This is a genomic window from Prosthecobacter algae, from assembly GCF_039542385.1.
Classification (GTDB): domain Bacteria; phylum Verrucomicrobiota; class Verrucomicrobiia; order Verrucomicrobiales; family Verrucomicrobiaceae; genus Prosthecobacter; species Prosthecobacter algae.
In genome coordinates, this window is sequence record NZ_BAABIA010000006.1 from 269,617 (window position 1) to 294,432 (window position 24,816).

21 protein-coding genes and 1 tRNA gene are annotated in these 24,816 nt (G+C 61.1%); 11 read left to right on the forward strand and 11 right to left on the reverse strand.

Translation table 11 applies throughout. The features are described 5' to 3' along the window. Positions 1 to 135 precede the first annotated feature (135 nt). Positions 136 to 210 (reverse strand) — tRNA-Val (locus tag ABEB25_RS15720). Positions 211 to 330: 120 nt separating this feature from the next. On the opposite strand from ABEB25_RS15720, the gene ABEB25_RS15725 reads away from it, so the two are divergent. The 3 genes from ABEB25_RS15725 to ABEB25_RS15735 all read left to right on the forward strand — a co-directional run bounded on the left by ABEB25_RS15725 (position 331) and on the right by ABEB25_RS15735 (position 5,653). Beyond that, positions 331 to 1,968 (forward strand): S10 family peptidase, encoded by a 1,638-nt coding sequence (locus ABEB25_RS15725; RefSeq protein ID WP_345737371.1) that lies wholly within the window; start codon positions 331 to 333, stop codon positions 1,966 to 1,968. Positions 1,969 to 2,710: 742 nt separating this feature from the next. Then, the gene (lnt, locus tag ABEB25_RS15730; RefSeq protein ID WP_345737372.1) at positions 2,711 to 4,426 is read left to right on the forward strand and encodes an apolipoprotein N-acyltransferase; all 1,716 of its coding nucleotides are present in this window, start codon (positions 2,711 to 2,713) and stop codon (positions 4,424 to 4,426) included. Between the two features lie 189 nt (positions 4,427 to 4,615). Then, positions 4,616 to 5,653 carry a Gfo/Idh/MocA family protein gene (locus ABEB25_RS15735; RefSeq protein WP_345737373.1) on the forward strand — a complete coding sequence of 346 codons (1,038 nt, stop codon included), beginning with the start codon at positions 4,616 to 4,618 and terminating at the stop codon, positions 5,651 to 5,653. 217 nt (positions 5,654 to 5,870) lie between these two features. Here ABEB25_RS15735 and ABEB25_RS15740 read toward each other — a convergent pair whose 3' ends face one another. Both ABEB25_RS15740 and ABEB25_RS15745 read right to left on the reverse strand, forming a co-directional pair. Then, a complete protein-coding gene (locus ABEB25_RS15740; RefSeq protein ID WP_345737374.1) occupies positions 5,871 to 7,325 on the reverse strand; it encodes a DHA2 family efflux MFS transporter permease subunit in 1,455 nt (484 codons plus the stop codon). 6 nt (positions 7,326 to 7,331) lie between these two features. Then, complete coding sequence (locus tag ABEB25_RS15745) at positions 7,332 to 7,592, reverse strand: ArsR/SmtB family transcription factor (protein WP_345737375.1); 261 nt, start codon at positions 7,590 to 7,592, stop codon at positions 7,332 to 7,334. Between the two features lie 148 nt (positions 7,593 to 7,740). Here ABEB25_RS15745 and ABEB25_RS15750 point away from each other — a divergent pair, with 148 nt between their 5' ends. Genes ABEB25_RS15750 through ABEB25_RS15760 form a run of 3 tightly spaced genes read left to right on the forward strand, consistent with a single transcriptional unit; the run spans position 7,741 to position 10,874 of the window. Beyond that, entirely contained in the window at positions 7,741 to 8,790 is a 1,050-nt protein-coding gene (locus tag ABEB25_RS15750; protein WP_345737376.1) for an alkene reductase, read from the forward strand. After that, positions 8,787 to 9,806, forward strand: a complete 1,020-nt coding sequence (locus ABEB25_RS15755) for an LLM class flavin-dependent oxidoreductase (RefSeq protein ID WP_345737377.1) — start codon at positions 8,787 to 8,789, stop codon at positions 9,804 to 9,806. Before ABEB25_RS15750 ends, ABEB25_RS15755 begins: the two co-directional genes overlap by 4 nt. A gap of 33 nt (positions 9,807 to 9,839) precedes the next feature. Beyond that, positions 9,840 to 10,874: an aldo/keto reductase gene (locus tag ABEB25_RS15760; RefSeq protein WP_345737378.1), complete on the forward strand. Its 1,035-nt coding sequence runs from the start codon at positions 9,840 to 9,842 to the stop codon at positions 10,872 to 10,874. A gap of 296 nt (positions 10,875 to 11,170) precedes the next feature. Here the strand turns inward: ABEB25_RS15760 and rplT are convergent, their stop codons facing one another. Further along, complete coding sequence (rplT, locus tag ABEB25_RS15765; RefSeq protein ID WP_345737379.1) at positions 11,171 to 11,557, reverse strand: 50S ribosomal protein L20; 387 nt, start codon at positions 11,555 to 11,557, stop codon at positions 11,171 to 11,173. A gap of 118 nt (positions 11,558 to 11,675) precedes the next feature. Beyond that, positions 11,676 to 11,894 (reverse strand): 50S ribosomal protein L35, encoded by a 219-nt coding sequence (rpmI, locus tag ABEB25_RS15770; RefSeq protein ID WP_133795685.1) that lies wholly within the window; start codon positions 11,892 to 11,894, stop codon positions 11,676 to 11,678. A gap of 272 nt (positions 11,895 to 12,166) precedes the next feature. Here rpmI and ABEB25_RS15775 point away from each other — a divergent pair, with 272 nt between their 5' ends. Continuing rightward, on the forward strand, positions 12,167 to 13,171 hold the full coding sequence (locus tag ABEB25_RS15775) for a mevalonate kinase family protein (protein ID WP_345737380.1): 1,005 nt from the start codon (positions 12,167 to 12,169) through the stop codon (positions 13,169 to 13,171). Positions 13,172 to 13,181: 10 nt separating this feature from the next. Here ABEB25_RS15775 and ABEB25_RS15780 read toward each other — a convergent pair whose 3' ends face one another. From ABEB25_RS15780 to ABEB25_RS15800, 5 genes are all read right to left on the reverse strand, one after another. Next, positions 13,182 to 14,093, reverse strand: a complete 912-nt coding sequence (locus ABEB25_RS15780) for a hypothetical protein (RefSeq protein WP_345737381.1) — start codon at positions 14,091 to 14,093, stop codon at positions 13,182 to 13,184. A 53-nt stretch (positions 14,094 to 14,146) separates the two neighbouring features. After that, positions 14,147 to 15,442, reverse strand: coding sequence for a hypothetical protein (locus ABEB25_RS15785; protein WP_345737382.1), 1,296 nt, complete (start codon positions 15,440 to 15,442; stop codon positions 14,147 to 14,149). 30 nt (positions 15,443 to 15,472) lie between these two features. Then, the gene (locus tag ABEB25_RS15790; protein ID WP_345737383.1) at positions 15,473 to 15,802 is read right to left on the reverse strand and encodes a cupin domain-containing protein; all 330 of its coding nucleotides are present in this window, start codon (positions 15,800 to 15,802) and stop codon (positions 15,473 to 15,475) included. Positions 15,803 to 15,879: 77 nt separating this feature from the next. Next, complete coding sequence (locus ABEB25_RS15795) at positions 15,880 to 16,626, reverse strand: RraA family protein (protein WP_345737384.1); 747 nt, start codon at positions 16,624 to 16,626, stop codon at positions 15,880 to 15,882. Positions 16,627 to 16,726: 100 nt separating this feature from the next. Beyond that, positions 16,727 to 17,680, reverse strand: coding sequence for a hypothetical protein (locus ABEB25_RS15800; protein WP_345737385.1), 954 nt, complete (start codon positions 17,678 to 17,680; stop codon positions 16,727 to 16,729). Between the two features lie 154 nt (positions 17,681 to 17,834). Between ABEB25_RS15800 and ABEB25_RS15805 the strand changes: the two genes are divergently transcribed. The 3 genes from ABEB25_RS15805 (at position 17,835) to ABEB25_RS15815 (ending at position 23,335) form a co-directional block, all read left to right on the forward strand. Then, complete coding sequence (locus tag ABEB25_RS15805; protein WP_345737386.1) at positions 17,835 to 18,908, forward strand: substrate-binding domain-containing protein; 1,074 nt, start codon at positions 17,835 to 17,837, stop codon at positions 18,906 to 18,908. Between the two features lie 75 nt (positions 18,909 to 18,983). Continuing rightward, entirely contained in the window at positions 18,984 to 19,481 is a 498-nt protein-coding gene (rplI, locus tag ABEB25_RS15810; protein WP_345737387.1) for a 50S ribosomal protein L9, read from the forward strand. A 230-nt stretch (positions 19,482 to 19,711) separates the two neighbouring features. Beyond that, on the forward strand, positions 19,712 to 23,335 hold the full coding sequence (locus ABEB25_RS15815) for a PVC-type heme-binding CxxCH protein (protein ID WP_345737388.1): 3,624 nt from the start codon (positions 19,712 to 19,714) through the stop codon (positions 23,333 to 23,335). A 52-nt stretch (positions 23,336 to 23,387) separates the two neighbouring features. Here the strand turns inward: ABEB25_RS15815 and ABEB25_RS15820 are convergent, their stop codons facing one another. Beyond that, on the reverse strand, positions 23,388 to 23,846 hold the full coding sequence (locus tag ABEB25_RS15820; protein ID WP_345737389.1) for a hypothetical protein: 459 nt from the start codon (positions 23,844 to 23,846) through the stop codon (positions 23,388 to 23,390). Between the two features lie 234 nt (positions 23,847 to 24,080). Between ABEB25_RS15820 and ABEB25_RS15825 the strand changes: the two genes are divergently transcribed. Next, on the forward strand, positions 24,081 to 24,794 hold the full coding sequence (locus ABEB25_RS15825) for an OmpA family protein (RefSeq protein ID WP_345737390.1): 714 nt from the start codon (positions 24,081 to 24,083) through the stop codon (positions 24,792 to 24,794). Positions 24,795 to 24,816: the final 22 nt, after the last annotated feature.

Here is a 24,816-nt window from a genome sequence, read left to right on the forward strand (position 1 = left end):
TACGTGTCAAAAAGTCGGCGAAAGCTGTCAAAACGTGTCGCGAGATGTCCCGAGGGGTGATGCAGGTAATTCGACTCAACACCTTGAAAGTGAACCGTTTGTCTCAGAATGTCGCGACGTGGCGAAAGAGGCAAATGGTGCGCGGTGCAGGGTTCGAACCTGCGACCCTTGCCGTGTGAAGGCAATGCTCTACCACTGAGCTAACCGCGCGTTGTGGTGGGGGACGCGGAGTTAATCATGATATGAAACCTTTGCCAGTTCTTTTTTTCAAGAAATGAAGGTTTCAAAGGAGTCCCTCACGTATCCGTCTATGCTTTGACCATGTTCCAGATGCCCACCTCTCTGCGGATCCTTTCCCTCATCGCTCTCACCACTGCCTCGGCCCTGGCCCAGGCAGCTCAGCCCCATGCAGATCCGGCCAAGGCTGCGGCCCCAGAAGCCAAGAGCGACGAAGCTCCTGGCGGCAAGTCCGCCAAGGAGGAGAAGGCTGACAAAAAGGAGGCCGCTAGCAAGCCTGAGGCCGGTAAGGAGGAGAAGCCCAAGGGTGATAAGCCGGAGGACAAGTCCGAGAAAAAGACCAGCACGGACCACAGCCTGGTGATCAACGGCCAGAAGGTGGACTTCACCGCCACGGCGGGGATGCTGAGCCTGAAGGATGCGGAAGGCAAGGTCACCGCCGACATCTTTTACATCGCCTACACCAAGAAAGACGTCGCCGATCCCGCCAGCCGTCCGCTCACCTTTTCCTTCAATGGCGGCCCTGGTTCCTCCTCGGTCTGGATGCACCTGGGCCTGCTGGGACCGAAGCGCGTGAAACTGCGCGACGATGGCTTTGCGGTACCGCCGCCCTACCAGCTCGTCGAGAATGAGTTCTCCCTGCTCGATGAAACCGACCTCGTTTTCATTGACCCTGTGGGCACCGGCTACAGCCGCGCCAGCAAGCCGGACGAGGCCAAAAACTTTTACGGCGTGAATGAAGATGCGCGCAGCATCGCCGAATTCATTCGCCTCTACATCACCAAGAACACCCGCTGGCCCTCGCCCAAGTTTCTCATCGGCGAAAGCTACGGCACCACCCGCGCCGCCGCCCTCAGCGGTGAGCTGCTGCGCAGCCATCGCATGAACCTCAATGGCATCATGCTGGTCTCCACCGTGCTGAACTTCCAAACCATCTGGGGCGCGGAGGGCAATGACCTGCCCTTCGTCCTCTTCCTGCCCAGCTTCACCGCCACTGCCTGGTATCATCAAAAACTGCCTGCCGACCTGCAGAAGAAACCGTTGGTCGAGGTCCTGAAGGAATCCGAGAAATTCACCAGTGGCGATTACAACCAGGCGCTCCTCCTGGGAGCCGCCCTGCCAGCCCCGCAGCGCGCCGCTGTGGTGAAGCAGATGGCCCGTCTCACTGGCCTTTCGGACGCCTTCGTGGCCGCCTCAGACCTGCGCGTGACCCTCAGCCGCTTCAATGCCGAACTGCTGCGGGATCAGCGCCTCGTCACCGGCCGTTTCGACAGCCGCTACACCAGCTACATGCGCGACCGCCTGGGCAATGAGGCCGAGCGCGACCCGAGCGCGGATGCTGTCTTCAGCGCCTTCGCCTCCACCTTCAATCACTATGTCCGCCACGACCTGAAATTCGAAGACGACCGCCCCTACAACATCCTCGGCGGTGTGGGCAAATGGAACTGGGATGCCGAGAACCAGTTTGCCAACGTCTCCGAAATCCTGGCTGAAAGCATGACCGCCAACCCCTTCCTGAAGGTCCATGTTTCCAACGGCTTCTACGACATGGCCACGCCCTACTACGCGGCCCGTTACACCTTCTCCCACCTCAACATCCACCCCGAGCTGATGAAGAACATCACCCAGGATGACTACACTGCCGGGCACATGATGTACCTGAACCTCCCCGACCTGAAAAAGCAGAAGGAAGACCTCGCCAAGTTCATCCGCTCCGCTTCGCAGAAGTAGGGCGCGCCAGGATACCCAGTAATCGCGAGGGAGGTCGCGAGCATCAAGTTTTTCCAAGGAGCGGGACTTGCCAAGTCCCGGTCTCTGGACCTGCGAATGCCTTCAAGAGCAGCCTTCCCAGAGGATGGCAAAAAGATGTCAGGTAAAAGACGGGGCATTCAGCCTAACAAAAAGGTGTGTAGTCTCATCATGCCGCATTCATGACCGCATCGGGCTTCCCAAACCACGGGACTTGGCAAGTCCCGCTCCTTGGGTTGGCCTGCGGGGCGACAGAGCTTTGCGTAGGCTCATCCGCCTTCGCTAGCTCCCAAACCCCACGCCCTGGCGGGCGCAGCCACAGTCTGTAGCTGCCCGCGCCAGCGGGTGGAGGGGCCGAAAGCTCACCCGCCTTCGTTCGCTCCTTTGCCTCAGTTCTTGTAAATCCTTCCCGCGACTGCGGGATTGTTAATCCTGTAAAAAAGTCCGCACTTTTCGTCTGATCTGCATCCGCCTCCCCCCCAAACCACGGGACTTGCCAAGTCCCGCTCCTTGGGCTGGCCAGCGTGGACAATAGAGTTTTTCGACAGCTTATCCACCTTCGTCCGCCCCCAAACCCCACGCACTGGCGGGCGCAGCTACCGCAGACAAGAAGGATTTTAGATAGCCTTTTTAGCAGAATAGTTGCTGACCAGGAAGGCTGCTTTGTCAGGAATAAGGCGTGGACAGGGGCGCGGGGGTGGACATGTCTTGCAGGTATCTTTTCATGGCTGCTTTTTCGCGTGTTCTTTCTGTTGTTTTGCCGCTGCTCAGCGGTGCGGCGTTGTCGCTGGCGTATCCGGGGTGGAACCTGGAGGTGATGGTGTGGGCCTGGCTGCTGCCGCTGCTGTTTTTGCTTTGGCCCGTGGCACGCCCAGGGACGGAGGGACGGCGGCGGCCTTTCCTGTGGGGCTATCTGGCGGGTGTGGCCTTTTGGGTGCCTAACCTGAGCTGGTTGCGGCATTCGTCGCGCGTGCGGGCAGGGGCGCGGGACGGGACGTGGTGCGGCTGGGAGGCGGAGCTGCTGGGCGTGGCAGCGGTGGTGGGGCTGGCGCTGTATTGCGCACTGTACTTTGGCGTGTGGGCCTGGTTTGTGGCCCGGTTTGCCCGGCCCGATGCGCGACTGCTGGCAACGGGGACGTGGCAGGCGAGCACGCTGCATTCGCTGCGCTGTGCGCTGATGGCGGCGGCGGCGTGGGCGGGGCTGGAGTGGGTGCGTAGCTTTTTGCTGTTCTCTGGCTTTGGCTGGAATGGGCTGGGCGTGGGGCTGCACCAGAACGCGGTGCTGATGCAGGTGGCGGATGTGGTGGGGGTGATGGGGCTGTCCTTCCTGCCGGTCTTTGTGGTGTGCGCGGCGTGGAATGCGGTGACGCGGGTGGTGTGGGTGTATCGCGGTGAGGGCACGTGCCGGTCCCGCCTGGACTTCACGTTGGCGATGGTGCTTCTGCTAGGGGTTGCGGGCTACGGGATGATGCGGCTGGTGCCGAAAGCCGAAGCGGACCTGGTGACGGTGCGCACGGTGCTGGTCCAGCCGAATGTGGCGCAGGTGGATGCGTGGTCTGGCGCGCTGGGGCCGCAGGTTTACAAGCGGCTGCATGACTTTACCCGGCTCTACGCGGAGGCCCGCGACGGGGTGTCGCACACGGACCTCGTCATCTGGCCGGAGAGCGCGCTGCCAGTTCATCTGCACGGGCTGCCGGAGGCGGTGAATGGGCTGCCGGGGCACCCGGATTTTTTCAATGATTTGTTAGGCGCGGGCGACTACAGCCTGCTGACGGGGACGGAAATCTACGAGACACCACGGGTGGGGCATGTCTCCGCCGTGCTATTTCGCGGCGGGTATGAGCAGCGGCAGGAGTACCACAAGGTGCATCTGGTGCCCTTTGGCGAGTACCTGCCCTACCGGAATGTGCCGCCGTTTTCCTTCCTGCAAGGGGTGCTTCAGGGGGACTTTCAGCCGGGGGTGGCGACGGAGCCACTGCGGCTGGCCAAGCCCGAGGTGGACCTGATCCCGATGATCTGCTTTGAGGACACGGTGGGGCGGCTGGTGCGGCGCTTTGTAAGGCCGGGGCCGCAGATCCTGGTGAACATCACGAACGACGGCTGGTTCCTCGACAGTGTGGAGACAGAGGTGCACCTGGCGAATGCAAAATTCCGCGCGGTGGAGCTGCGCCGGCCCATGGTGCGTGCGGCGAATACGGGGGTGAGCTGCTTCATTGACAGCAACGGCCAGGTGAAGTCACGACTGGATGCGCCGGAAACGGGCAACACCTTCATCGAAGGCTGCCTGCCGGGCGAGGTGAAGGTGCCCAAGGTCGGCGAAATGACGCTGTATGCCCGCTATGGAGATGTGTTTTCTGCGGGATGTCTGCTGCTGGCGTTGGGGGCAGGAGTCACAGGGTCAAGGAGTCAAAGGTCAACGCTGAAAGAGTCAAGGGCGTGAGGGCAGCTCGGTGTCCCCCTCTTGACCATTGACCCTCTTGACTGTTGACCGCTTGACTTCCCCCTCCCCTGCCCCCCAAACACCACAGAAGTACGTGTTTCTGACATGCGTGGGTGAAAGTCTTCCTCACCAGCGTGGGTATTGATTTGACACGGCTCCGGTCTTTTGGAGCTATGTGACTTCTTCCCCATGAAAAAATACAATGTTGGTATCATCGGTTACGGTTGGGCGGCGACGGCGCACATTGATGCGATCAATGCCAGCAAGCAGGCGCAAGTGACGGCCATCTACTCCTCCCGCCCTCTGGACAGTGCGGAACTGAGCGCAAAGCACGGCGGCACCATCACGGCCTATCAGGATCTGGATGCGATGCTGGCCAACCCGGACATCCACGTGGTGGACATCACCAGCTACCCGAGCCAGCACCGCAACCAGGCGGTGGCGGCGGCGAATGCAAAGAAGCATGTGATTTTGGAAAAGCCGATGGCGAATTCCCTGCAGGAAGTACGGGAAATCGTGGCGGCGGCGAAGGCCAATGGCGTGAAGGGCTGCGTGTGCTTTGAGTGCCGCTTCTCCGGCCAGTTCCAGTCCACCAAGGCGATCCTGGACGAGGGTCTGCTGGGGGAGGTACACTACGGTGAGGTGGACTACTATCACGGCATCGGGCCCTGGTACGGCCAGTTCCGCTGGAACATCGGCAAAAAGGATGGCGGCAGTGCGCTGCTGACGGCGGGCTGCCATGCGCTGGATGCCCTGCTGATGGTGATGCCAGGCGAGGTGGAGAGCGTGACGAGCTTCAGCACGAAGTCGAAGAGCGAGATCTTTGCCCCCTATGAGTATGACACCACGAGCGTGACACTGGTGAAGTTCAAGAACGGTGCCGTGGGCAAAACGGCGGCCGTGGTTGACTGCCTGCAGCCCTACTACTTCCACACGCATCTGGTGGGCAGCGAAGGCAGCCTGCTGGACAACAAGCTGCACTCAAACAAGCTGAAGTCTGACAAGAAGGCCTGGGGAAATCTTTCCATGCACATGCTGGACTCCGGCGATGTGAACGACCATCCGTACCAGACGCAGTTCCAGGCCTTCTTTGATGCGCTGGATGAGGGCAAGGACATGCCGCTGACAAGCTTCACCGAATCCCTGCGCACCTTTGAGGTGATCTTTGCCTCCGACAAGAGCGCGGAACAAGGCGGCAAGCCGGTGACGATCGCCGACCTGGGCTGAGCGAAAGACTGATCCCACAAAGGCAGGAAGGGCCCAGGCCTTTCCTGCCTTTTTTGTTAGGCGAGAACGGGACGCGGTTCAGCAAATGCTGGGATTTTAGACAGGATTCCATAATTGGCAGGATTGACAGGAAGGGGAATAAAAAGATTGGGATGATGAAGAGACCCAAGTCCCGCTCCTTGGGGTGATGGTGGACTGCGCTTAACAACACCTCCTGTTAGGCCTCAGGCTGAGAGGGGGAATGATGCAGGCTGACGTTATCGCCGTCGCTGCTCTTCAGCCCCCAGAAGGTGAATGAGGAGAGCACCGTGAGGATGCCCATGGTCAGGAACGCATGATGGAGGGCGGGCACCGTTTGCGCAGGGTCGGTCTGATTCAGCCCGCCGAGGAACCAGGCGGTGAGCATGGAGGCGAGGGCAACACCAAAGCTGGCGGACATTTGCTGGCCGGTGCTGGCGAGGCTGCTGGCCTTGCTGGCTTCGCGGTCATCCACATCCGCAAAGATGAGGGTGTTCATGCTGGTGAACTGGAGCGAGGAAAAGAAGCCCTGGGCGAAGCTGAGCGGGATGATCATCGCGATGGAAGTGCCAGGGCCCACCTGGGTAAAAATAGTGATCGTGAGACCTAACAAAACGGTGTTCACGATGAGCACGGTGCGATGGCCAAAACGGGCCAGCAGCGGGCGGCTGATGACCTTCATGCCAATGGCAGCCAGGGCCAGAGGGATGGTGAGCAAACCGGCCTGCCAGGGAGGAAAGCCGAGGCCGATTTGGTAGAGCAAGGGCAGTAAAAACGGCATGCCGCCCACGCCCAGGCGGGTGATGAATCCGCCGAGCACGGAGAGGCGAAAGGTGCGGATAGCAAAAAGATGCACGGCCAAGAGGGGCCGGGCCACATGGCGGGAATGACGGCAGTAGGCCGTGAGAAGGATGACCGAGACGAGCGTCATACCTGCGAGCACCAGGGGCGGCTGCGAGTGCTCGCCAAAGACCTCCAGCACATAGGAAAGCAGGGCGATGCCTGCGCCGAAGAGCAGGAAGCCGGCACGGTCCAAGGGCGGGGCCTGGGTGTCCTTGAAATCCGGCATGTGGCGATGGGCCAGCCAGAGGCCGATGATGGCAAAGGGCACATTCAGCAGGAAGATGATGCGCCAGGAAAACCAGTGGATGATGGCCCCACCGAGCGAGGGACCAATCAAGGGACCGATGAGCGCAGGAATGATGACGTAGGTGGTGATGCGCAGCATCTCCGACCGAGGAAAGGAGCGCACGAGGGCGATGCGGCCCACCGGCATCATCATGGCACCGCCCATGCCCTGGATGATGCGGGAGACCACCAGCATGGGCGGATTGTAGGCCACGGCGCACAGCAGTGAGCCGATGGTGAAGAGGACGATGGCCAGGGAGAAAACCCGTTTGGTGCCAAAACGGTCCGCCATCCAGCCGCTGACGGGAATGAAGACGGCGAGGCTGAGGGTGTAGCTGGTGAGGACGGACTTCAGGCTCAACGGTTCCACCCCGAGGCTGGCGGACATGGTGGGCACGGCCGTGTTCAGGATGGTGGCATCCAGGTTTTCCATGAACAGGGCCACGGCGACGAGCCAGGGCAGAATGGCCAGAGACGGCGAAGGAGCGGCCGGTGAGGCAGCAGGAGGCGCGGTCTCGGGTGTCATGGGGCGTCAGACTTCGTTCTCTTTTTTCCAAGCCTTCAGGATGGAGTCCAGCAGGCCAGGAAAGCGGCTGTCGAGTTCCTTACGCCGCACACGGCTGGTCAGTTCCACCCCGCGCCGCTCGCTGTGGATCACGCCCGATTCCCGCAGGATGCGATAGTGCTGGGAGCAGGTGGACTTGGGCATGGGGCACTTCAGACGGCTGGTGGTCTCTACACAGTTCAGGCCGTCCTCGGCTTTGCGAAGCTCCGCCACGATGCTGAGACGCACCGGATCCGACAGGGCATGAAGGACGCCTGCGACGGTGATGCTTTCGACGGGAGGATGGTGGAGCGGTCTGATAAAAACATTCTACACAATTTTGCTTGCAGTTCAATGATTCTTTAGTTCCGTATTTATGAACAAAGGAACAAACCTCATGCCCACACTTTTTGATTCGCTCCAAGTCGGTCCCCTGCTCCTGCCCAATCGCATTTTTATGGCTCCCCTCACCCGCAGCCGGGCTGGAAGCCAGCGTGTGCCGAATGCGCTGATGGCCAAATATTACCGCCAGCGTGCTACTGCCGGCCTGATCCTCAGCGAGGCCACCTCGGTGACGCCGATGGGCGTGGGCTATGCCAACACACCGGGCATCTGGTCCGCAGCCCAGGTGGCTGGATGGAAGCTGGTGACCCAGGCGGTGCATGAGGCAGGTGGCCGCATCTTTTTGCAGCTCTGGCATGTGGGCCGTGTCTCGGACCCGCTCTTTCTGGACGGGGCGCTGCCTGTGGCCCCGAGCGCTGTGCGCCCTGCAGGCCACGTGAGCTTGGTACGTCCTGAAAAGCCCTTTGTAACGCCGCGTGCGCTGGAGCTGGCCGAGCTGCCAGGCATCATCGAAGCCTATCGCAAAGGCGCACAAAATGCCCTGGAGGCCGGTTTTGACGGCGTGGAGATTCACGGGGCCAATGGCTACCTTCTCGACCAGTTTCTACAAACCAGCACCAACCAGCGCACGGACGAGTATGGCGGTCCGTTGGAAAACCGGGCGCGGCTGATGCTGGAAGTGACCGATGCGGTGATCTCGGTATGGGGCGCAGACCGTGTGGGCATGCACCTGGCCCCGCGCTGCGATGCGCATGACATGGGCGATGCGAATCCGCTCGAAACTTTTGGTTATGTCGCCCGGGAGCTGGGACGGCGGAAAATCGCCTTCATCTGTGCGCGCGAGCGTCAGGGCCCAGACAGCATCGGGCCGGAGCTGAAGAAGGCCTTTGGCGGCCTCTATGTGGCGAATGAAAAGTTCACCCTGGAATCCGGCAATGCGATCCTGACCACAGGTGATGCGGATGCCGTGGCCTACGGAGTCCCCTATATTGCCAATCCAGACCTGCCGGAACGTTTTGCCCAAGGAACCGCCCTGAATCCCGCCGACCCGACGACGTTCTATGCGGACGGTCCGGTGGGCTACACCGATTACCCTGCGTTATGAAGACTCCTTCCCGCCTGCTTTACTCCGTTCTGGATCTCGCCCCCATTTTGCAGGGCGAGACAGCGGCAGACTCGTTCCGCCATTCGCTGGAGCTGGCGCAGCAGGTGGAAAAATGGGGCTATCACCGCTTTTGGTTGGCGGAGCATCACAACATCCCCGGCGTGGCCAGCGCGGCCACCTCGGTGGTTATTGGCTTCATCGCAGGCGGCACATCCACCATCCGGGTGGGCTCCGGCGGCATCATGCTGCCGAACCATGCGCCGCTGGTGATTGCCGAGCAGTTTGGCACGCTGGAGTCGCTGTATCCGGGGCGCATTGACCTGGGGCTGGGCCGTGCGCCCGGTGGGGACCAGACCACCGCCCGCGCCCTGCGCCGGGGCCTGGGTAGCAGTGGCGATACGTTCCCTGGAGATGTGCAGGAGCTGCAAGGCTTCTTCTCCCCTGCCCTGCCTGGACAAAAGGTGCGGGCCATTCCGGGCCAGGGATTGAACGTGCCGCTTTATTTGTTAGGCAGCAGCACCTTCAGCGCCAGTTTGGCGGCAGAGCTGGGCCTGCCGTTTGCCTTTGCCTCCCACTTCGCACCCGAGATGCTGCACCAGGCCATTGGCATCTATCGCACCCATTTTCGCCCCTCGGCCGCCCTGGCCAAACCGCATGTGATGGTGGGGCTGAATGTCTTTGCCGCCGATACGGATGAGGAGGCTACCCGGCTGTTCAGCTCCCTGCAACAGGTCTTTCTGCACCTGATCCGGGGCTGGCCGAAGCAACTGCAACCGCCGGTGGATGACATTGATGCCCTGTGGAATCCGGTGGAGGAGGCGCAGGTGAGCCGGATGACCCGCTGCTCCGCCGTGGGCAGCCCGAAATCCCTGCGCGCGCAAATCGAATCCCTGCTGGACGAAACCGGAGCCGATGAAATCGTAGCAACGGCCCACATTCACGATCCGCAGGCCCGGCTGCGTTCGTTTGAAATCGCGGCCCAGGTCTTCCAAGATCTGCAAAAAGCACGCGCCTGACTTTCCCCTAACTAAAAACACAACAAGACAATTATGGAATACAGACAACTCGGCGGCTCCGGCTTCAAAGTCCCCGCCCTTACCCTCGGCACAGGCACCTTCGGCGGCGGCACGGAATTCTTCAAGGAGTGGGGTGCCTCCGATGTGGCCGAAGCCTCCCGCCTCATTGACATCAGCCTGGAAAACGGCCTAACCATGTTTGACACGGCGGACATCTACTCCGACGGCATGGCAGAAGAGATCCTGGGGGCCGCCATCAAGGGACGACGAGACCAAGTGCTGATCTCCACCAAAGGTACCTTCCGCCTGGGCGAAGGGCCAAACAACGTCGGCTCCTCCCGCTGGCACCTAATCCGCTCCGTGGAAAACAGCCTGAAGCGCCTGGGCACCGACTACATCGACCTCTACCAGCTCCACGGCTTTGATGCCATGACTCCGGTGGAAGAGGTGATGAACACGCTGGATGATCTGGTGCGCGCGGGCAAGATCCGCTACATCGGGGCCTCCAATTTCTCCGGCTGGCAGCTCATGAAGGCGCAGGCTTATGCGGAGAAGTTCAACCTTTCCCGCCATGTGGCAAACCAGACCTACTACTCGCTGATCGGCCGCGATTACGAGTGGGAGTTGATGCCCCTGGGCCTGGACCAGAAGATCGGCGCCGTTGTCTGGAGTCCCCTAGGCTGGGGACGCCTGACAGGCAAGATCCGCCGCAACCAGCCACGGCCTGAGACGAGCCGCCTGAACCACACGCTGAGCAACCAGTATGGTCCGCAGGTGGATGATGAGTACCTTTACAAAGTGGTGGATGCACTGGACGAAGTGGCCGAGGAAACCGGCAAGTCAGTGCCCCAGGTGGCGCTGAACTGGCTGCTGCAGCGCCCCACCGTCTCCACCGTCATCATCGGTGCCCGCAATGAGGAACAACTGCGCCAGAACCTGGGTGCCGTCGGTTGGAACCTCACCACCGAGCAGGTGGCGAAACTGGACGCCGCCAGCGACAAACCCAAGACCTACCCCTACTGGCACCAGGTCGGCTTTGAAGAGCGGAACCCGTTTCCCGTGAAGTGAGTCAGGAGCTTTGGCTCCTCCCCAGCCACGCCTGAAAGGGCGTGGCTTTTTTATAGCGAATCTCAAAATAGATTTCGGGAAATCCCAGCGCCTGATTCGCTCTGCTGGTGTCTAGCCTTTAGGCGAGGCTTGGGTAGCTTCGATGTTTCCAGAGTCGCCTAAAGGCTAGACACCAGCAGAGCTTGCGGAGCATGGCTGCCCATCGAGGGGTGCACTGCGCCACTTGTGCCCCACCAAAACAAAACAGCCGGAGCGTGAGCTCCGGCTGCGTTGGTTAAAGAATCGTGGATTGAGAATTAAGCGGCAGCTTTGACCTGCTCGTTCTTCTTCTCGATCGCTGCTTTCGCCTGGTTGGCGAGGGCGACAAAGGCGGCCTCATCCTTGATGGCGATGTCGGACAGCACTTTGCGGTCGATTTCGATTCCGGCAAACTTCAGACCTTCCATGAGACGGCTGTAGGTGATGCCAACGTTACGCGCAGCGGCGTTGATACGCTGGATCCACAGGTTGCGGAAGGTACGCTTACGCACCTTACGGTCACGGTAGGAATACGTCATGGCCTTGCGGACAGCGTCCTTGGCATAACGGAAGTGGGTGGAACGGAAACCGCGGAAGCCTTTGGCTTTCGCGAGTGTGCGCTTGCGGCGTTTGCGGCTAGCGGGGGCGTTTGTGGCTCTTGGCATTTTCTATTTCTCTGAACAGGCTGTTGTTATGGATTCGATGACCGGCCTCACCTGATCTGAGGCTTTCACACGCGTGAAACCAGACCGGAGCATCGTGGTCCCGCTAGGGGACCGTGGATTAACCGCGATGTGAGAATGGCATATTTGCCAGCACACCTGCTTTATCCACTTCTGCCACGAGGGCGACTTTACCGAGGTTGCGCTTACGTTTGCGGCTCTTGTTCTGCAAGATGTGGCGCTTGCCTTGTTTACGGCGGAGCACCTTACCTGTTGCAGTTACTTTGAACCGTTTAGAGTAAGCTTTTCTCGTTTTTGCTATACCAGCGTTTTTGGACATAGGGGCCGCGAAGGTGGCGGCAAATGCACAAACGGCAAGGTTTTTTTAGCCGAGATGTGAATAAGGGCGCAGATTTAGGCGATTTCCAGGAACATTCCGGCTTCGCCGCCCTCAAAACCCCACCCCATTGGCAAAAGGGCCCCCCAAAGGACCGGGCTGCCAGAAAGTGCTTTGGACCAAAATACCGGGTCGTTTACGGAAAGAATGCCATTCAGGTTGCCAGTTTCGCTGCCGCCTCTTAGCTTTCAGACCTTCTTTTTTCTCCCGACCTCATGCTCATCACCACGAAAGCCTATGCCCGCGCCGGTTTGGTGGGCAACCCTTCGGACGGCTACTTTGGCAAGACCATCTCCTTCATCATCCGCAATTTTGCGGCGGAGATCACCTTGTTCGAGACGCCGGAGCTGACCATCGAGCCGAACCAGCGGGACCATTCCGTGTTTGGCAGCATCGAGGAACTGGCCCGCGATGTGCGCCAAAACGGCTACTACGGTGGTATCCGCCTGCTGAAGGCGAGCGTGAAGCGTTTTTTTGACTACTGCACCAAGCAGGGCCTGCCGCTGCATGGGCGGAACTTTACCCTGCGCTACCACAGCAACGTGCCACCGCAGGTGGGCATGGCGGGCAGCAGCGCCATCATCACGGCCTGCTGGCGGGCACTGATGGCCTTTTATAATGTGGAGATCCCGAAGCACGTGCTGCCCAGCCTAGTCCTGAGCGTGGAAAATGATGAGCTGTGCATCCCGGCGGGCCTGCAGGACCGCGTGATCCAGGCCTATGAGGGCGTGGTGTACATGGACTTCAACCGGGCCTCCATCGAAAAACTTGGCTACGGCATCTATGAAGAGATCGATCCCGCCCTGCTACCACCCGTGTATGTGGCCTACACGGCCAAGCTGAGCGAGGGCACGGAGGTCTTTCACAATGACATCCGCGGCCGCTGGAACCGGGGCGAGCGGGAAATCGTGAGCGCTATGTACCAGTGGGCCAATCTCGCCCAGCGGGTGCGCGACATGCTGCTGGCAAAACGCGGCCATGAGATCGGCCCACTGCTGAATGAGAACTTCGACCTGCGCCGCCGCCTGTACAAACTGGGCCAGGGCAATCTGGACATGGTGGAGGCCGCCCGCGACTGCGGCGCCAGTGCCAAGTTCACCGGCAGTGGCGGAGCCATCGTGGGCACCTACGAGGACGAGGCCATGTTTCAGCGCCTGCAAGCAGCCCTCGAGCCCATGAATGTGGCCGTGATCAAGCCGCAGATTGTGGCCACGGCCTAAGCCGCAAAGCTCATGACTCCTCCCGGGGCCAGGCCAAAAATTCCGACAGGTGTGGGCTGATCTGAACCAGCGACGGCGAACCGGCATCCCCGAGGCATTCGAAGACCGCAGGATCTTCCGCCCCCAGTTGGAACCAAAACTCCGTTTCATCGCCCTCGGCAAAGCACACCCACTCGCCCGTCTGCGCCGGATGCTTCCGCAGGGCACTGGCTCCTGCCGGCATCAGCCGGGTGAACTCATGCACCGTCTCATCGTCCTCCAATCCCCGGGGATACAGCGTCCAAGAACGGTCCATCCAGATGGAACCAGGGCGGAACAGGTTGCGATAATCCTCAGGCACTTTTTTGCCGGTCTGCTGCTCGATGACATCAAAATCCGGCTGCGCCAGTTGCTCGGCCCGCAGATTTTCCAGGGCCTGCTCCTCCGCTTCGGTGGGGGTGGAAAGACGCCTGAAAGGCAGCCACAAAAGAATGACTGCCAGGACCAAAAAGCCCAGACCAAAGCCCCACATTCCCGCGGATTCCATCCATGAAGGTGCATTGCTGCCCCCAGAAGCTTTCAGGGTCGCGGCACTCATGAAAGCCCCCACGAAACCCGAGACCAGGGCCAGCAACCAGCAGCCCAGCCAAATGAGGGTGCGAAAGAACCACGAGCCTGCTGTCCGTTCGTTTTTCCAGTCCAGGTAGTGCTTGAGCTCGATCCCCTGCAAAAACCCAAGGCTGGGCACCACAAAAATAAGTAGCACCCAGGCCAGCATCGTCAGCCATTTCCAGGCTCCCTCTTCGACACCTGGCTGCCTGGAAAACCCGAAGATCCAGACCAGGGATAAAATCCAAAGCCCCAAGGTAATCAGGCAACCCCGCTTGTGGCGGTAGGTCTCCTGCCGTTCATAGTCGGAGATGGGTGGCGGCATAGAGGGCATACTGTGGGCGACTCCGCGCTTTATCAATTCGGTCAGCGCCTTGCAGAGATGGCTCACTGCCCCGGCACGAAGAACTCCCGCCGCAGTTTGCTAAAGACGATTTCCGAGGTGCCAAACTTCGGCAAGAGACGACGCCGCCCTGTGGAGTAGGTGACATAGACTTCATCCCGGTAAAGGCAGAGGAAGGGGGTGTTGACGGCATTGTAATCCACGATGGAAAAGGCGCGGGTGTAGCGGCTGTAGCTGGGATCAATGAGCACCACATCGCACTTGTTCCGGGACATCTGCGTGCCGCCCATGCTCACGCTGGGGGCGGTGAACATCGCCACGGTGCCGATGGGCTTGCCATAATCCACGATGGTAGGACGGCCGATGCCATAGGTCCATTTTTTCACCGGGGCATCGAAGCTGTAGAGATCGGACTTTTTGGCTTTGCAGAGGACGTAGCCACCCTCCACAACATTGGTGCGGAGGTGCAGATACACATGCTTGCTATCCTGCGTCATGGCAGGCTCGGCCAGGATTTTGACCTCCGTGGTCAGCAGGCGCGGGTCCGGTGCGCCCAGGAGTTCCCACGTGGCCCCGCCATCGGCGCTGCGCATGAGCACGTTGGTGAGCAGGCGGGTGACTCCCTCGGTGGAGTTTTTGATCTGGATGGTGCTGTAGAGCTGGCCGTCGAACTCGAGAAAATCCCCGGCAGTGCTGATGCCCTTGGCGAACTGGGCTCCGAAGCCTGGACCGTGGAGGAAATCGAGATGCTTTTGGATCGCGGGCACGGCCAGGTCCATCATCTGCGCGGGGTCTTTGGCGATGGTGCAGCGCAGGGCGTGCAGGCCGGAGAGCTTGCCCGTGGCGATGTCGTAATCTTTGTAGAAGGCGCGATAGGCGGGCACCTTGTCCTCCGCCAACCGCGCCGTGAAAAAGATGCGCAGCGTCTTGTCATCCCTCGCATGCAGCATCGGTGCAGAGACAAAGGTGCCGCCGAGGGTGATGCCATTGGAGGCTTCCTCCGCAGCGGCGATATCCACCCAGCGGGCGGTGGCAGTGGGATTCAGGATGTTAAAGACGGCCATGCGCGCCACCTGCCCGGCCTTGTTTTCATCCGGGGTCTTTTCATTGCACTGGTAAACCGCGTAACCGATGCCCTGCACGATGCGCAGGGAGGACTGGTGTGCGTACTGCTCCACCGTGAACTGGCTGATGAGGGCGGCCTGGTCCACAAAGGAACGAGAAGACACCTCCCCGTCCGGGAACTTTCGTGCGGCACGTCCGGCCTCCTGGGCATGACCAGGGAGGATGCAGCCCAGTAACAGGGCGACAGTGAAGAGACACACGAATCGGACTAACATAAAGTATGTTTAATGAGAAAATCCCACGACTCAGGCCACAGTCAGCGGACCGTCGAACATCGTCAGACTGATGACTTCCGTCTTCGCGATGTGTGGCCCATGTGGCTGGCCTTTGGGGGCATGAAACAGAGTCCCCGCTGTGTAAGTGACGCCATCCTCCTCCCACTCACCGGAAAGCACCCAGGCCCATTCATTGGCAGCGGGGTGGGTGTGGGCCGGGATGGTCATGCCCGCGTGGAATTTGCGCAGCACCACCACTCCGCCCGTCGCTTCGTTTTTATGCAGGATCTTCAGCTCCACCCCTGCATAGGGGCCGGGCTGCCAGGGCTTGTCTTCCGCGAGGGCGATGTATTGGAACATGGAGGGTAAGGGTGGGGGAATGGTCAAGGTGAGTCAAGGACGGTCAACCACCGCTCAACCACCGCTCAACCTCTTACTCACCATTCCCCTTCCCGCTGGAATTTGCGGCGGACGTTTTCACCGAACTGTTGGCCTGCAGCGCTGAGGTTGTCGATCACCTGCTCCAGCGGCAGGCCCACGCTGCCGCGCGCGGCGGGGATGACGGTCTCGCATTCATTGGCATCCATGAAACGGGAGGCGTCGAGCAGGCGGTCCTCATCGCCGAAAGGAATGGCGAGAAAGCCGTGCTTGTCGGCATGGATGAGCTGGCCGGGCTGGATCTTGCGGCCAAAGACCTCCACCTCGCAGCCCCAGCGGATGGGATGCACGTGGGCATGGCCCACACAAAAGCGCCGTGCCAGGGCCTTGAAGCCCGCATTGGTCATCTCATCCACATCGCGGATGGCCCCATCCACAATGCTGCCCACGCAGCCCAGGGCGCGGTGGGCGTTGCTGTTCACCTCGCCCCAAAAGGAGCCAATGACGCGCGGTTTGTCCAGGTCCTGCACCACCACGATCTTGGGCCCGGGCACGCTGGCCACATAGCGACGATATTCGGCCCAGGCATTGGGATTCGACTCGCGGTGGCTTTTGTCTGAAGGCTGGATCACGACGGTGACGGCGTAACCCACCATCGGCCCCATCTGCGGCATGAAGTCGCGGGTTTCTTCGAGATTGAAGGCATCGGCGGCGACATCAGCCTGGGTGATGTGCTCCCAGCCATTGTAGATCGTGGGGGTGTTCCAGCGTTTCAGTTGCAGGATGTCGGCGTGGGAGATGGGCATGGGAATGAGGTGGGTGTTAGAGGCAGTGCGCAGTTAACGCTTGCGACAGCCGAGCTGTCACTGGTCACATTTGCTGACCGCTTTCAGTTCTGCACTTTTTTCAGCCCCGTGGATTGAAGGCCGGGAGAGGCACATCCTGAAACTCGAAGATGACCTGCTCGCTCTCATACTTCCGGGGCAGCTTCAGGCTGAGGGTGACGGGATAGCGAATGTCCTTTGCGGGAGAAAAGATGGAGGATGGGGTTTGGCCAGCTTCACCTTTGGGCGGGAAGACCAGCAGCGGCCCAGGCGAAACGGCGTATCGGCCACTGCTGCCCCCACCGGTATAGGTGCCCATAGACAGCCCGAGTCTCTGGCCGGCCGCATCGCTGATCTGCACGGCCTGCATGGCATAACGGTGCGTGAGAAATTGCAAGGGCATGCGCTGACGGTAGGCCTCGTGCTCCTTGGCGTGATCCGAAAAGGCTGCGGCGGCTAACAAGAGATGCTGCGGCTGCACCTCACTGACCACGATTTCAAACGGACCGCAGTGAAGCGGTGTTTCGTCAGCTTTCTGAATGTTCTTAAATTCCAACGGCTCCCATTCCGTAACCTTCACCACCGTGACTGCCAGCGTCAGCTTGCGCAGTTGCCGCTGTTCCTTCCCCACTTCGAGGGTGTGGATCGTCACCGTAAGGGCCGATGAATCCGTCCATTTTGAGCCCTTTTGGCCCGCCACATCTTCGCCCGACAAAAGCACCGCTTCCTGCAGATCCACCTTCTCCAGAAACACATCGGCGGGTACCTGAGATGAAAAATCGGCCTCCGCAGGCATGCGGGATTCCAGGCGAAAGGTGGCCGTGATCGCGGCTACTTTCTCATCCCAGGGGGAGGGCCCTTGCTCCGCATTGGCCAGGGACAGCCGATACCGACCATCTGCTGACACGGCAGTTGGGACGACTGGCCTGGGAGCCCCCGTCACCTCCGCAGCCAGTCCCGCAAACACCGGCCCCAGGCACGCCGCGACTAGGAAGCACCACCTGAAGCTGACGGGGCAGAAAGGACGCTTGGGCATCCTGTAGGGTCTAGCAGATATCGGTGGGAGGCTGAAGCAAAATCGCCACCTCGCCTTTCCAAGATCAAACCAATGCCGGGCAGGAAAACTGCTCAGCGGGCAAGGATAGGGCTTGCAGGCCAGCGGCACCCACTGGTTACATTTGCTGACCGCCATGACTCCCAGCATCCCCCAACGATCCTCCCTCGTGGCTGAAACCCTGCGTGTGCTGCGGGAGGCCATCACCAGCGGTCGCTGGAAGGATGAACTGCCAGGAGAACGCCGCCTGTGTGAGGAGTGGCACATCAGCCGGCCGACGCTGCGTGCGGCGCTGACAGCCCTGGCCGCGGAAGGCCGGGTGATCATCGCGCAGGGCAAGCCCACTCGTGTCTGTGCGCAGCCGAGCCCGGCGGCCACGGTAGCAGGACAGCCGCAACCTTTGACGGTCTGCCTGCTGAGCCCGGAGCCGCTGCATGCGATGCCGCCCTTTGTTCTACTGTGGGTGGATGAACTGCGCAGCCAATTGGCCAGCGAAGGCCACCTGCTGCAGGTGCATGTGGGCCGCGCCTGGTCTGGTGGCAAGAATCCGGCACGGGCGCTGCAATCGCTGACGGCCACCGTGCCAGCGGCCGCCTGGGTGCTGTATCGCAGCACGGAGGCCATGCAGCAGTGGTTTGAGCAGCGGCAGATTCCCTGCGTGGTGGTGGGGTCCGTCTTCAAGGGCCTGTCCCTGCCCTCGGTGGACCGGGATCACCGGGCGGTGTGCCGCCATGCGGTCGGCCTCATGGCGGCACGCGGGCACCAGCGGCTGGCCCTGCTGATCCAGGAACCGCAGTATGCGGGGGACCGCGAGAGCGAGGCGGGTTTTGAAGAGGGATTGCAGGCAGCGGCGGCACGGGGCGTGACCGGGCACATCCAGCGCCACGATGGCAGCCGCGAAGGCCTCCTGAAGGCTCTGGACCGGCTGGTCTCCGCCCGCCAGCGGCCACATGCCCTGCTGATCGCCCGCACCTCCAGCGCCCTGACGGTGTGCACCGCCCTGCTGCAGCGCGGGCTGCGGATTCCGCAGGATGTGGCGCTGATCTGCCGGGATGACGATGTCTTTCTGGATGAGACCCTGCCGCAGATTGCCCGCTACAGCATCACGGCGGGGACCTTCGCCAAACGCATCTTTCGCCTGGTGCGACAGCCCGGCGCGAGGGGCGATACCAAGGTCATGCCGGAATTTGTCAAACGAGAATCATTGTGAAAAACTTTGCTCACCGTTTGACACGCACTCACCTGCATGTACAATCGCCCCCCTTTCCCTGGGAGGGCAGACTTTATGGCAAACGTTCAAGTAATACTCAAAGAGAAGATCAAAAACCTCGGTGCCGAGGCTGATGTCGTGCATGTAAAGCGTGGTTTTGCACGCAATTTCCTCGTCCCACAGGGCAAGGCATACGAAGCTACGGCAGGCAATCTTCGCAACATCAACCATCTGAAGGCCGCACGCGCTGAGCGTGAAGCCAAGGAACTGCAGGAAGCGGAGAAGACCGCCTCCAAGCTGAAGAAACTGAAGCTGAAGCTCACCCTTCAGACGGGCCAGGGCGGCAAAGCCTTTGGTTCCATCACCAACATGGACATCGCCAAGGCCGTGGCCGAAAGCTCTGCCAAGGTGGAACTCGACCGTCACCTGATCCAGCTCGAGAAGCCGATCAAGAGCACGGGCGTCTTCGAAATCCCGGTGAAGCTGCACGCTGACGTGAGCTGCTTCTTGAAGCTGACCGTGGTCGCCGATTCCGACGCCGCTGCTGGTGACACCGAAGAAGTTGCTGAATAAGCATCCCTTTAAAAACCCCAAAAAGCCGCGCACCTTCACTGGGCGCGGTTTTTTTATGCCCCTGCGATGGCCTGGGGGCAAGGGCGTGGTATCCCAACATCTTGCTGTCCACGCCAGACCAGCACTATCCCCCTGGGTCTCATGGGGAGGCAGCTCGTGCAGAACCCGAATCTTCGGGGGTTGCCCGCAAGCATCAGCCCGTTTATCGCGTTCCTTCCCTCCCTTTTCCCATGACGTTGCGTTTTCTCCTCTCCCTCACCTGCCTGCTGGCCTCCCCGGCCCTGGCGGCCCCTGTGTCCCTGTTTGATGGCAAGACCTTCCAAGGCTGGGAGGGCGAGACCTCCAAGGTATGGCGCATTGTGGATGGCACCATTGTGGGTGGATCCCTGGCGGGGAATCCGCAGAACGAGTTTTTGGCGACAAAAAAGCCTTACCGGAATTTCCACCTGAAGCTGGAGTACAAGCTGACCGGCACCGAGGGTTTTGTGAATGGCGGCGTGCAGTTCCGCAGCGTGCGCATTGCCAATCCGCCTAACGAAATGTTCGGCTACCAGGCAGACATCGGGGCTGGCTACAGCGGCTGCCTTTACGATGAATCCCGCCGCAAGGTGATGCTGGCCAAGGCGGTGAAGGAGATCATCGAAAAGGCCGAGAAACCCGGTGAGTGGAACACCTATGAAATCATCGCCGAGGCTGAGCGCATCCGCATCCTGGTGAACGGGGTCCGCACGGTGGACTATACCGAACGTGCGCCGGACATCGCGCCCAAGGGCCTCATCGCGCTGCAGATCCATGGCAACTGCAAGGCGGAGATCGCCTTCCGCAACATCGTGATCGATGAAATGCCAGATGCGCTGGTGCCAGGGCAAAAGGAGATCCTCAACCGCTTTGGTGATCCTGATGCGGCACAGGCCCCTGCCCAGCCTTTCAAGGACGGCAAGTTTGCGGTCCAGCCGGGCGAGATCCTGGTGATGGCAGGCCAGACCAACCTAGTGCGCGAGCAGAAGTCCGGCGAGCTGGAGGCCGCCATGACACAAGGCCTGGCAGAGAAGGCCCTGCGCTTTCGCAGCATGGCCTGGGAGGGCGATACCGTGTATGAGCAGTGGCGCGACCTGAACTTCGGCGACTGGAAGGGCCAGCTTCAGGCGGTGGGCGCAGGCACTGTGATCGCCCAGTTTGGCCAGGTGGAGTCCTTTGACGGCAAGGCTCGGCTGGCGGAGTTCCAGTCGGCTTACCATCGTTTGTTAGACCAGTTCAGCGCCGTCACCCCCCGACTGATTCTCATCGGCCCGATGCCCTTTGAAAAGACCGACGCCCCTCACGCGCCGGACCTCACGCTGCGCAATGACGACGTGGCCCTCTATGCCAATGCGGTGCGGGACATCGCCAAACAGCGCGGGGCCATCTATGTGGATCTTTACACCCCGCTGTCTGAGCGCAACAGCAGCGCCCCACGGCTGACGGACAACGGCCTACACCTCAATGAAGAGGGCCTGAAGGTGGTGGCTAGACTGGTGGCCGGGCAACTGGGCATCTCCACCAGCGAGGCGGATGACCTGACAAAATTGAAGGCCGCCATCGTGGAAAAGAACCGCTTGTGGTTCGACTGCTGGCGTCCGGCGAACTGGTCCTTTGTGTATGGGGACCGGGTGACTCAGATGTTTGGCAAACCGGCCGAGGCGGCCCCTTCCCTGCGCGAAAGCTTTGAGAGCTACAAGCCACTGGTGGCGAAGATGGATGCGCGCATTGCCGCCATCGCCAAGGGCCAGCCGGAAAGTGAAGAAACCGCGATCCCTGAGCCGCCCAAGGCAGCCCCTGCCCCGGTGCTGACTCCCACCCAGCAGATGGCCGCATTCACCGTGGCCGAGGGTTATGAGATCAATCTGTTTGCCTCTGAGGCGCAGGACGTGGCGAAGCCCACCCAGTTCTCCTGGGATGAGCGCGGCAGGCTGTATGTGGCCTGTTCCCCCACCTACCCACACACGCTGCCTGGGGTGAAGCCCAGCGACTACATCCTGATCCTGGAAGACAGCGACGGCGATGGCCAAGCGGACAAGTCCACCCGCTTCGCCGAAGGTCTGACGATGGTGCAGGGTGTGGAGCCGGGCGATGGCGGCGTGTATGTGTGTGATTTCGACCAGATCCTGCACCTGAAGGACACAGACGGTGACGGCAAGGCCGACGTGAAGACTGTGCTCTATTCGGGCTTTGGCATTGGCGATACGCACCAGCTCGTGAACTCCATCTGCCACGGACCCGACGGCACGCTGTGGTTCACCCAGGGGCTGCATGCCTACTCGCGGGTGGAGACCTCGCACGGTCTGGCCGTGCTCGAAAAGGCAGGCGTCTGGCGCTACAACAAACGCACCGAGAAGATGGATGCGTTTTTCAACGGTGGCAAAGCCGGGCACAACTGCTGGGGAGTGGCCTTTGATGACTACAACCAAGTGTTTCACAAAAGCGGCGACCGCCCGGCGGGTTACTTCAGCACCCCCGGTCTCATCGCCATGAAAGACCCGGATGAGTATCACCCCACCGGCATGCTTTTTGACACCAGCCCGAAAACGAACTCCATCGAGATCATCGGCACCCGCGCGCTGCCGGATGACATCCAGGGCACGGCCCTCATCGGCGGTTACTTTGGCAGCGTGGTGGAGCTGCATCGTTTTGCCGATGCGGGATCCGGCTATCAGACAACGCAGTTGCCCAAGCTGGTGAAGTCCTCGGACCCCTCCTTCCGCCCGGTAGATGTGAGCGTGGGCCCCGATGGCGCGATGTACCTGTGCGACTGGTTCAATCCGGTGATCGGTCATTACCAGGCGAGCTATGCGGACCCGCGCCGCGACCGGGTGCATGGCCGCATCTGGCGCATCACGGCCAAAGGTCGCGCCCTGGTGAAACAACCGGCCTTGGCGGACATGAAGCCCGCGCAACTGCTGGAGCAACTGGCCTCCCCCGAACGCTGGACCCGTTACCAGGCCAAGCGCCTGCTGTTTGACGGCCTAACCAAAGATGTGATCCCTGCGGCGGAGGCCTTCGTGGCAAAGACCCAGGATGAGCACCAGCTCATGGAGGTTTGCGGCGTGTATGAGGCGCATCAGTCGCCCAACCCGGTGCTGCTGAAGCGGCTGCTGACAGCCAAGGATGCCCGCGTGCGCGCCTACGGTGCCCGTGTGGCCGGTGCCTGGGCAGACCACCTTCCCGATGCGCTGACGCTGCTGACACAGGCGGCGCGCGATGAGCACCCCCGCGTGCGCCTGGAGGCCGTGGTGGCCTGTGCCCGCATCCCGAAACCGGAGTCGGTGGAAGTAGCCACGCTGGTCCTGGAGAAGCCTACGGACAAGTTTCTGGACTATGCGCTGCGGCAGGCCGTGCGGGCGCTGCAGCCCGAGTGGCAGCCGGTGCTGGCCAAGCTGACTTTTCATGGGCAGGCAGCCCAGGCGGACTACGTGCGGAAGATCGCCCAAGCGGCACCGGTGGTGGCGCACCCTGGCAAGGCCGTCTATGACGCGCTGTGCCTGAACTGCCATCAGCCCGAAGGCAAGGGCCTGCCAGGAGTGTACCCGAGCATCGCAGGCACCGACTGGGTGAACGGCGATGCCGCACGGCTGATCAAGATCGTACTGCACGGCCTCAGCGGCCCGATTCATGTGGATGGCGCGGAGTTCAAACAGGTGGCTCCCCTGCCCATGCCGCCCATGGGCCTGGATGACCAGCAAATGGCCGATGTGCTGACCTACGTGCGCAGCCAGTTCGGCAACCAAGCCCCCGCCGTCACCCCCGATGAAGTGAAGAAGGTCCGCGCGGCCACCAGCGAACGCAGCGGCCTCTGGACAGAAGAAGAGCTGAAGTGATGGCGCATCGCATCACTCCTTTTAGTTAGGCCTTAAAGTGCTTTCTTTCGCCTTACTGAGGAAAGAGGGGCGAGGCAGGGAGTGGTGCGGATGAGGGCTGCGTGGGCAGGGCGGGTTCAGGCGTGGGGCGATACCCGGCGGGTGGAGTGTCCGTGGAAGGAAGGCGCTGGGGGCGGAGGGAGGTCTGGGCGGTCTGGCTCGCACGCTCCTGCCATCGTTCCAAGGTCTCGCCCACCGTGTCCCAGGGCACGGCGAAGGAGGAGAAGGCAGCGGCCAGCAGCGCCAGCCAAAAGGTAGGCGTGGCCAGGGTGGAAGTTTGCGTGGTCTGTGCCAGGGTTTGCATCTGGCGGGAGAGGGCATCCAGCTTCCGCTGCGTGTCTGCCTGGGCATGACGGGTCAGCTTTTCGCGGATGCGGGCCAGATCGCCGGCGTCACCACCGGGCACGGTGAGCATCTGCCACAGCTCATCAGGCGTGGCTTTGTCCAGGGGGGCTTTGGGGTCGGGGTTCATGGGAACCGGGGGAAAGGCTTGCAGGCATGATCTCTCTTTTGGTTAGGCGAGAGAGCCCATTCATTCATAACGATAGTGTTTGACCAGCGGATGAAGGCGCAGGTTCAAAGGAATGTTTTTGGCATCTCTCCGCGTGGGTGCAGGCGGCGGCCGGAGCGATTGGCAGGGCTGAAAGGAGAGGCGGAGACGATTCCCACATGAACGCCGGGTTTCAGACCCGCTATTCCTACCCCTATGAAATCCAACTTTGCTTCTTTCTGTTTGCTGGGCCTCGCCGCCCTCCCCCTTCAGGCCCAGGTCACCGTCGTGCCCGCTCCTCCGGTCCAGGCCGTCCCGGTCGAGCCTGTGGTGGAGGTCGTGCGCCCGGGAATCCGGGTGATTGATCCGGTGCAGGCGCAGCGCCAGCTTTCGGTCTCGCCCCAGGTCATTGTGGTGCCTGCCACGCCCGGCAGTGTGACGGTGACGTCCCCTGCACCGACGTTGAAGACGACCAAGACGACCACGGTCATCACCACGGATGGCAAACCGACCCGTGTTTACAATTCCGAGCGCAGCGTGGTGGTGGTGCAGGAGCAGGGCCAGAGCCGCGAACTGCCCTACGTGACCCTGCCGGTGTTGTTCGTGAAGGAGACCGCCGAGCTGCTGGATGACCAGTCGCGCAAGGCCCTGGAACAGATCGCCGGGGTGATCCTCGCCATCACCAAGACGGAGGCTGGCACGCTGTTCGACATCGAAGGGCACACCAGCACCGACGGCACGGACACGTTCAACATTGAGCTTTCCGCAGCCCGTGCCAAGCGCATCTACGATGAGTTGACACTGACCTATGGCGTGCCTCCTGCTGCGCTGAGCGCCCATGGTTATGGTGAAACCTTTCCCATGTATCCGAACGGCAACGAAGAGCAGATGCAGATGGACCGTCGCGTGCTGGTGGTCCGCACGAAGTAATTCATACCAACACCGGAGATCA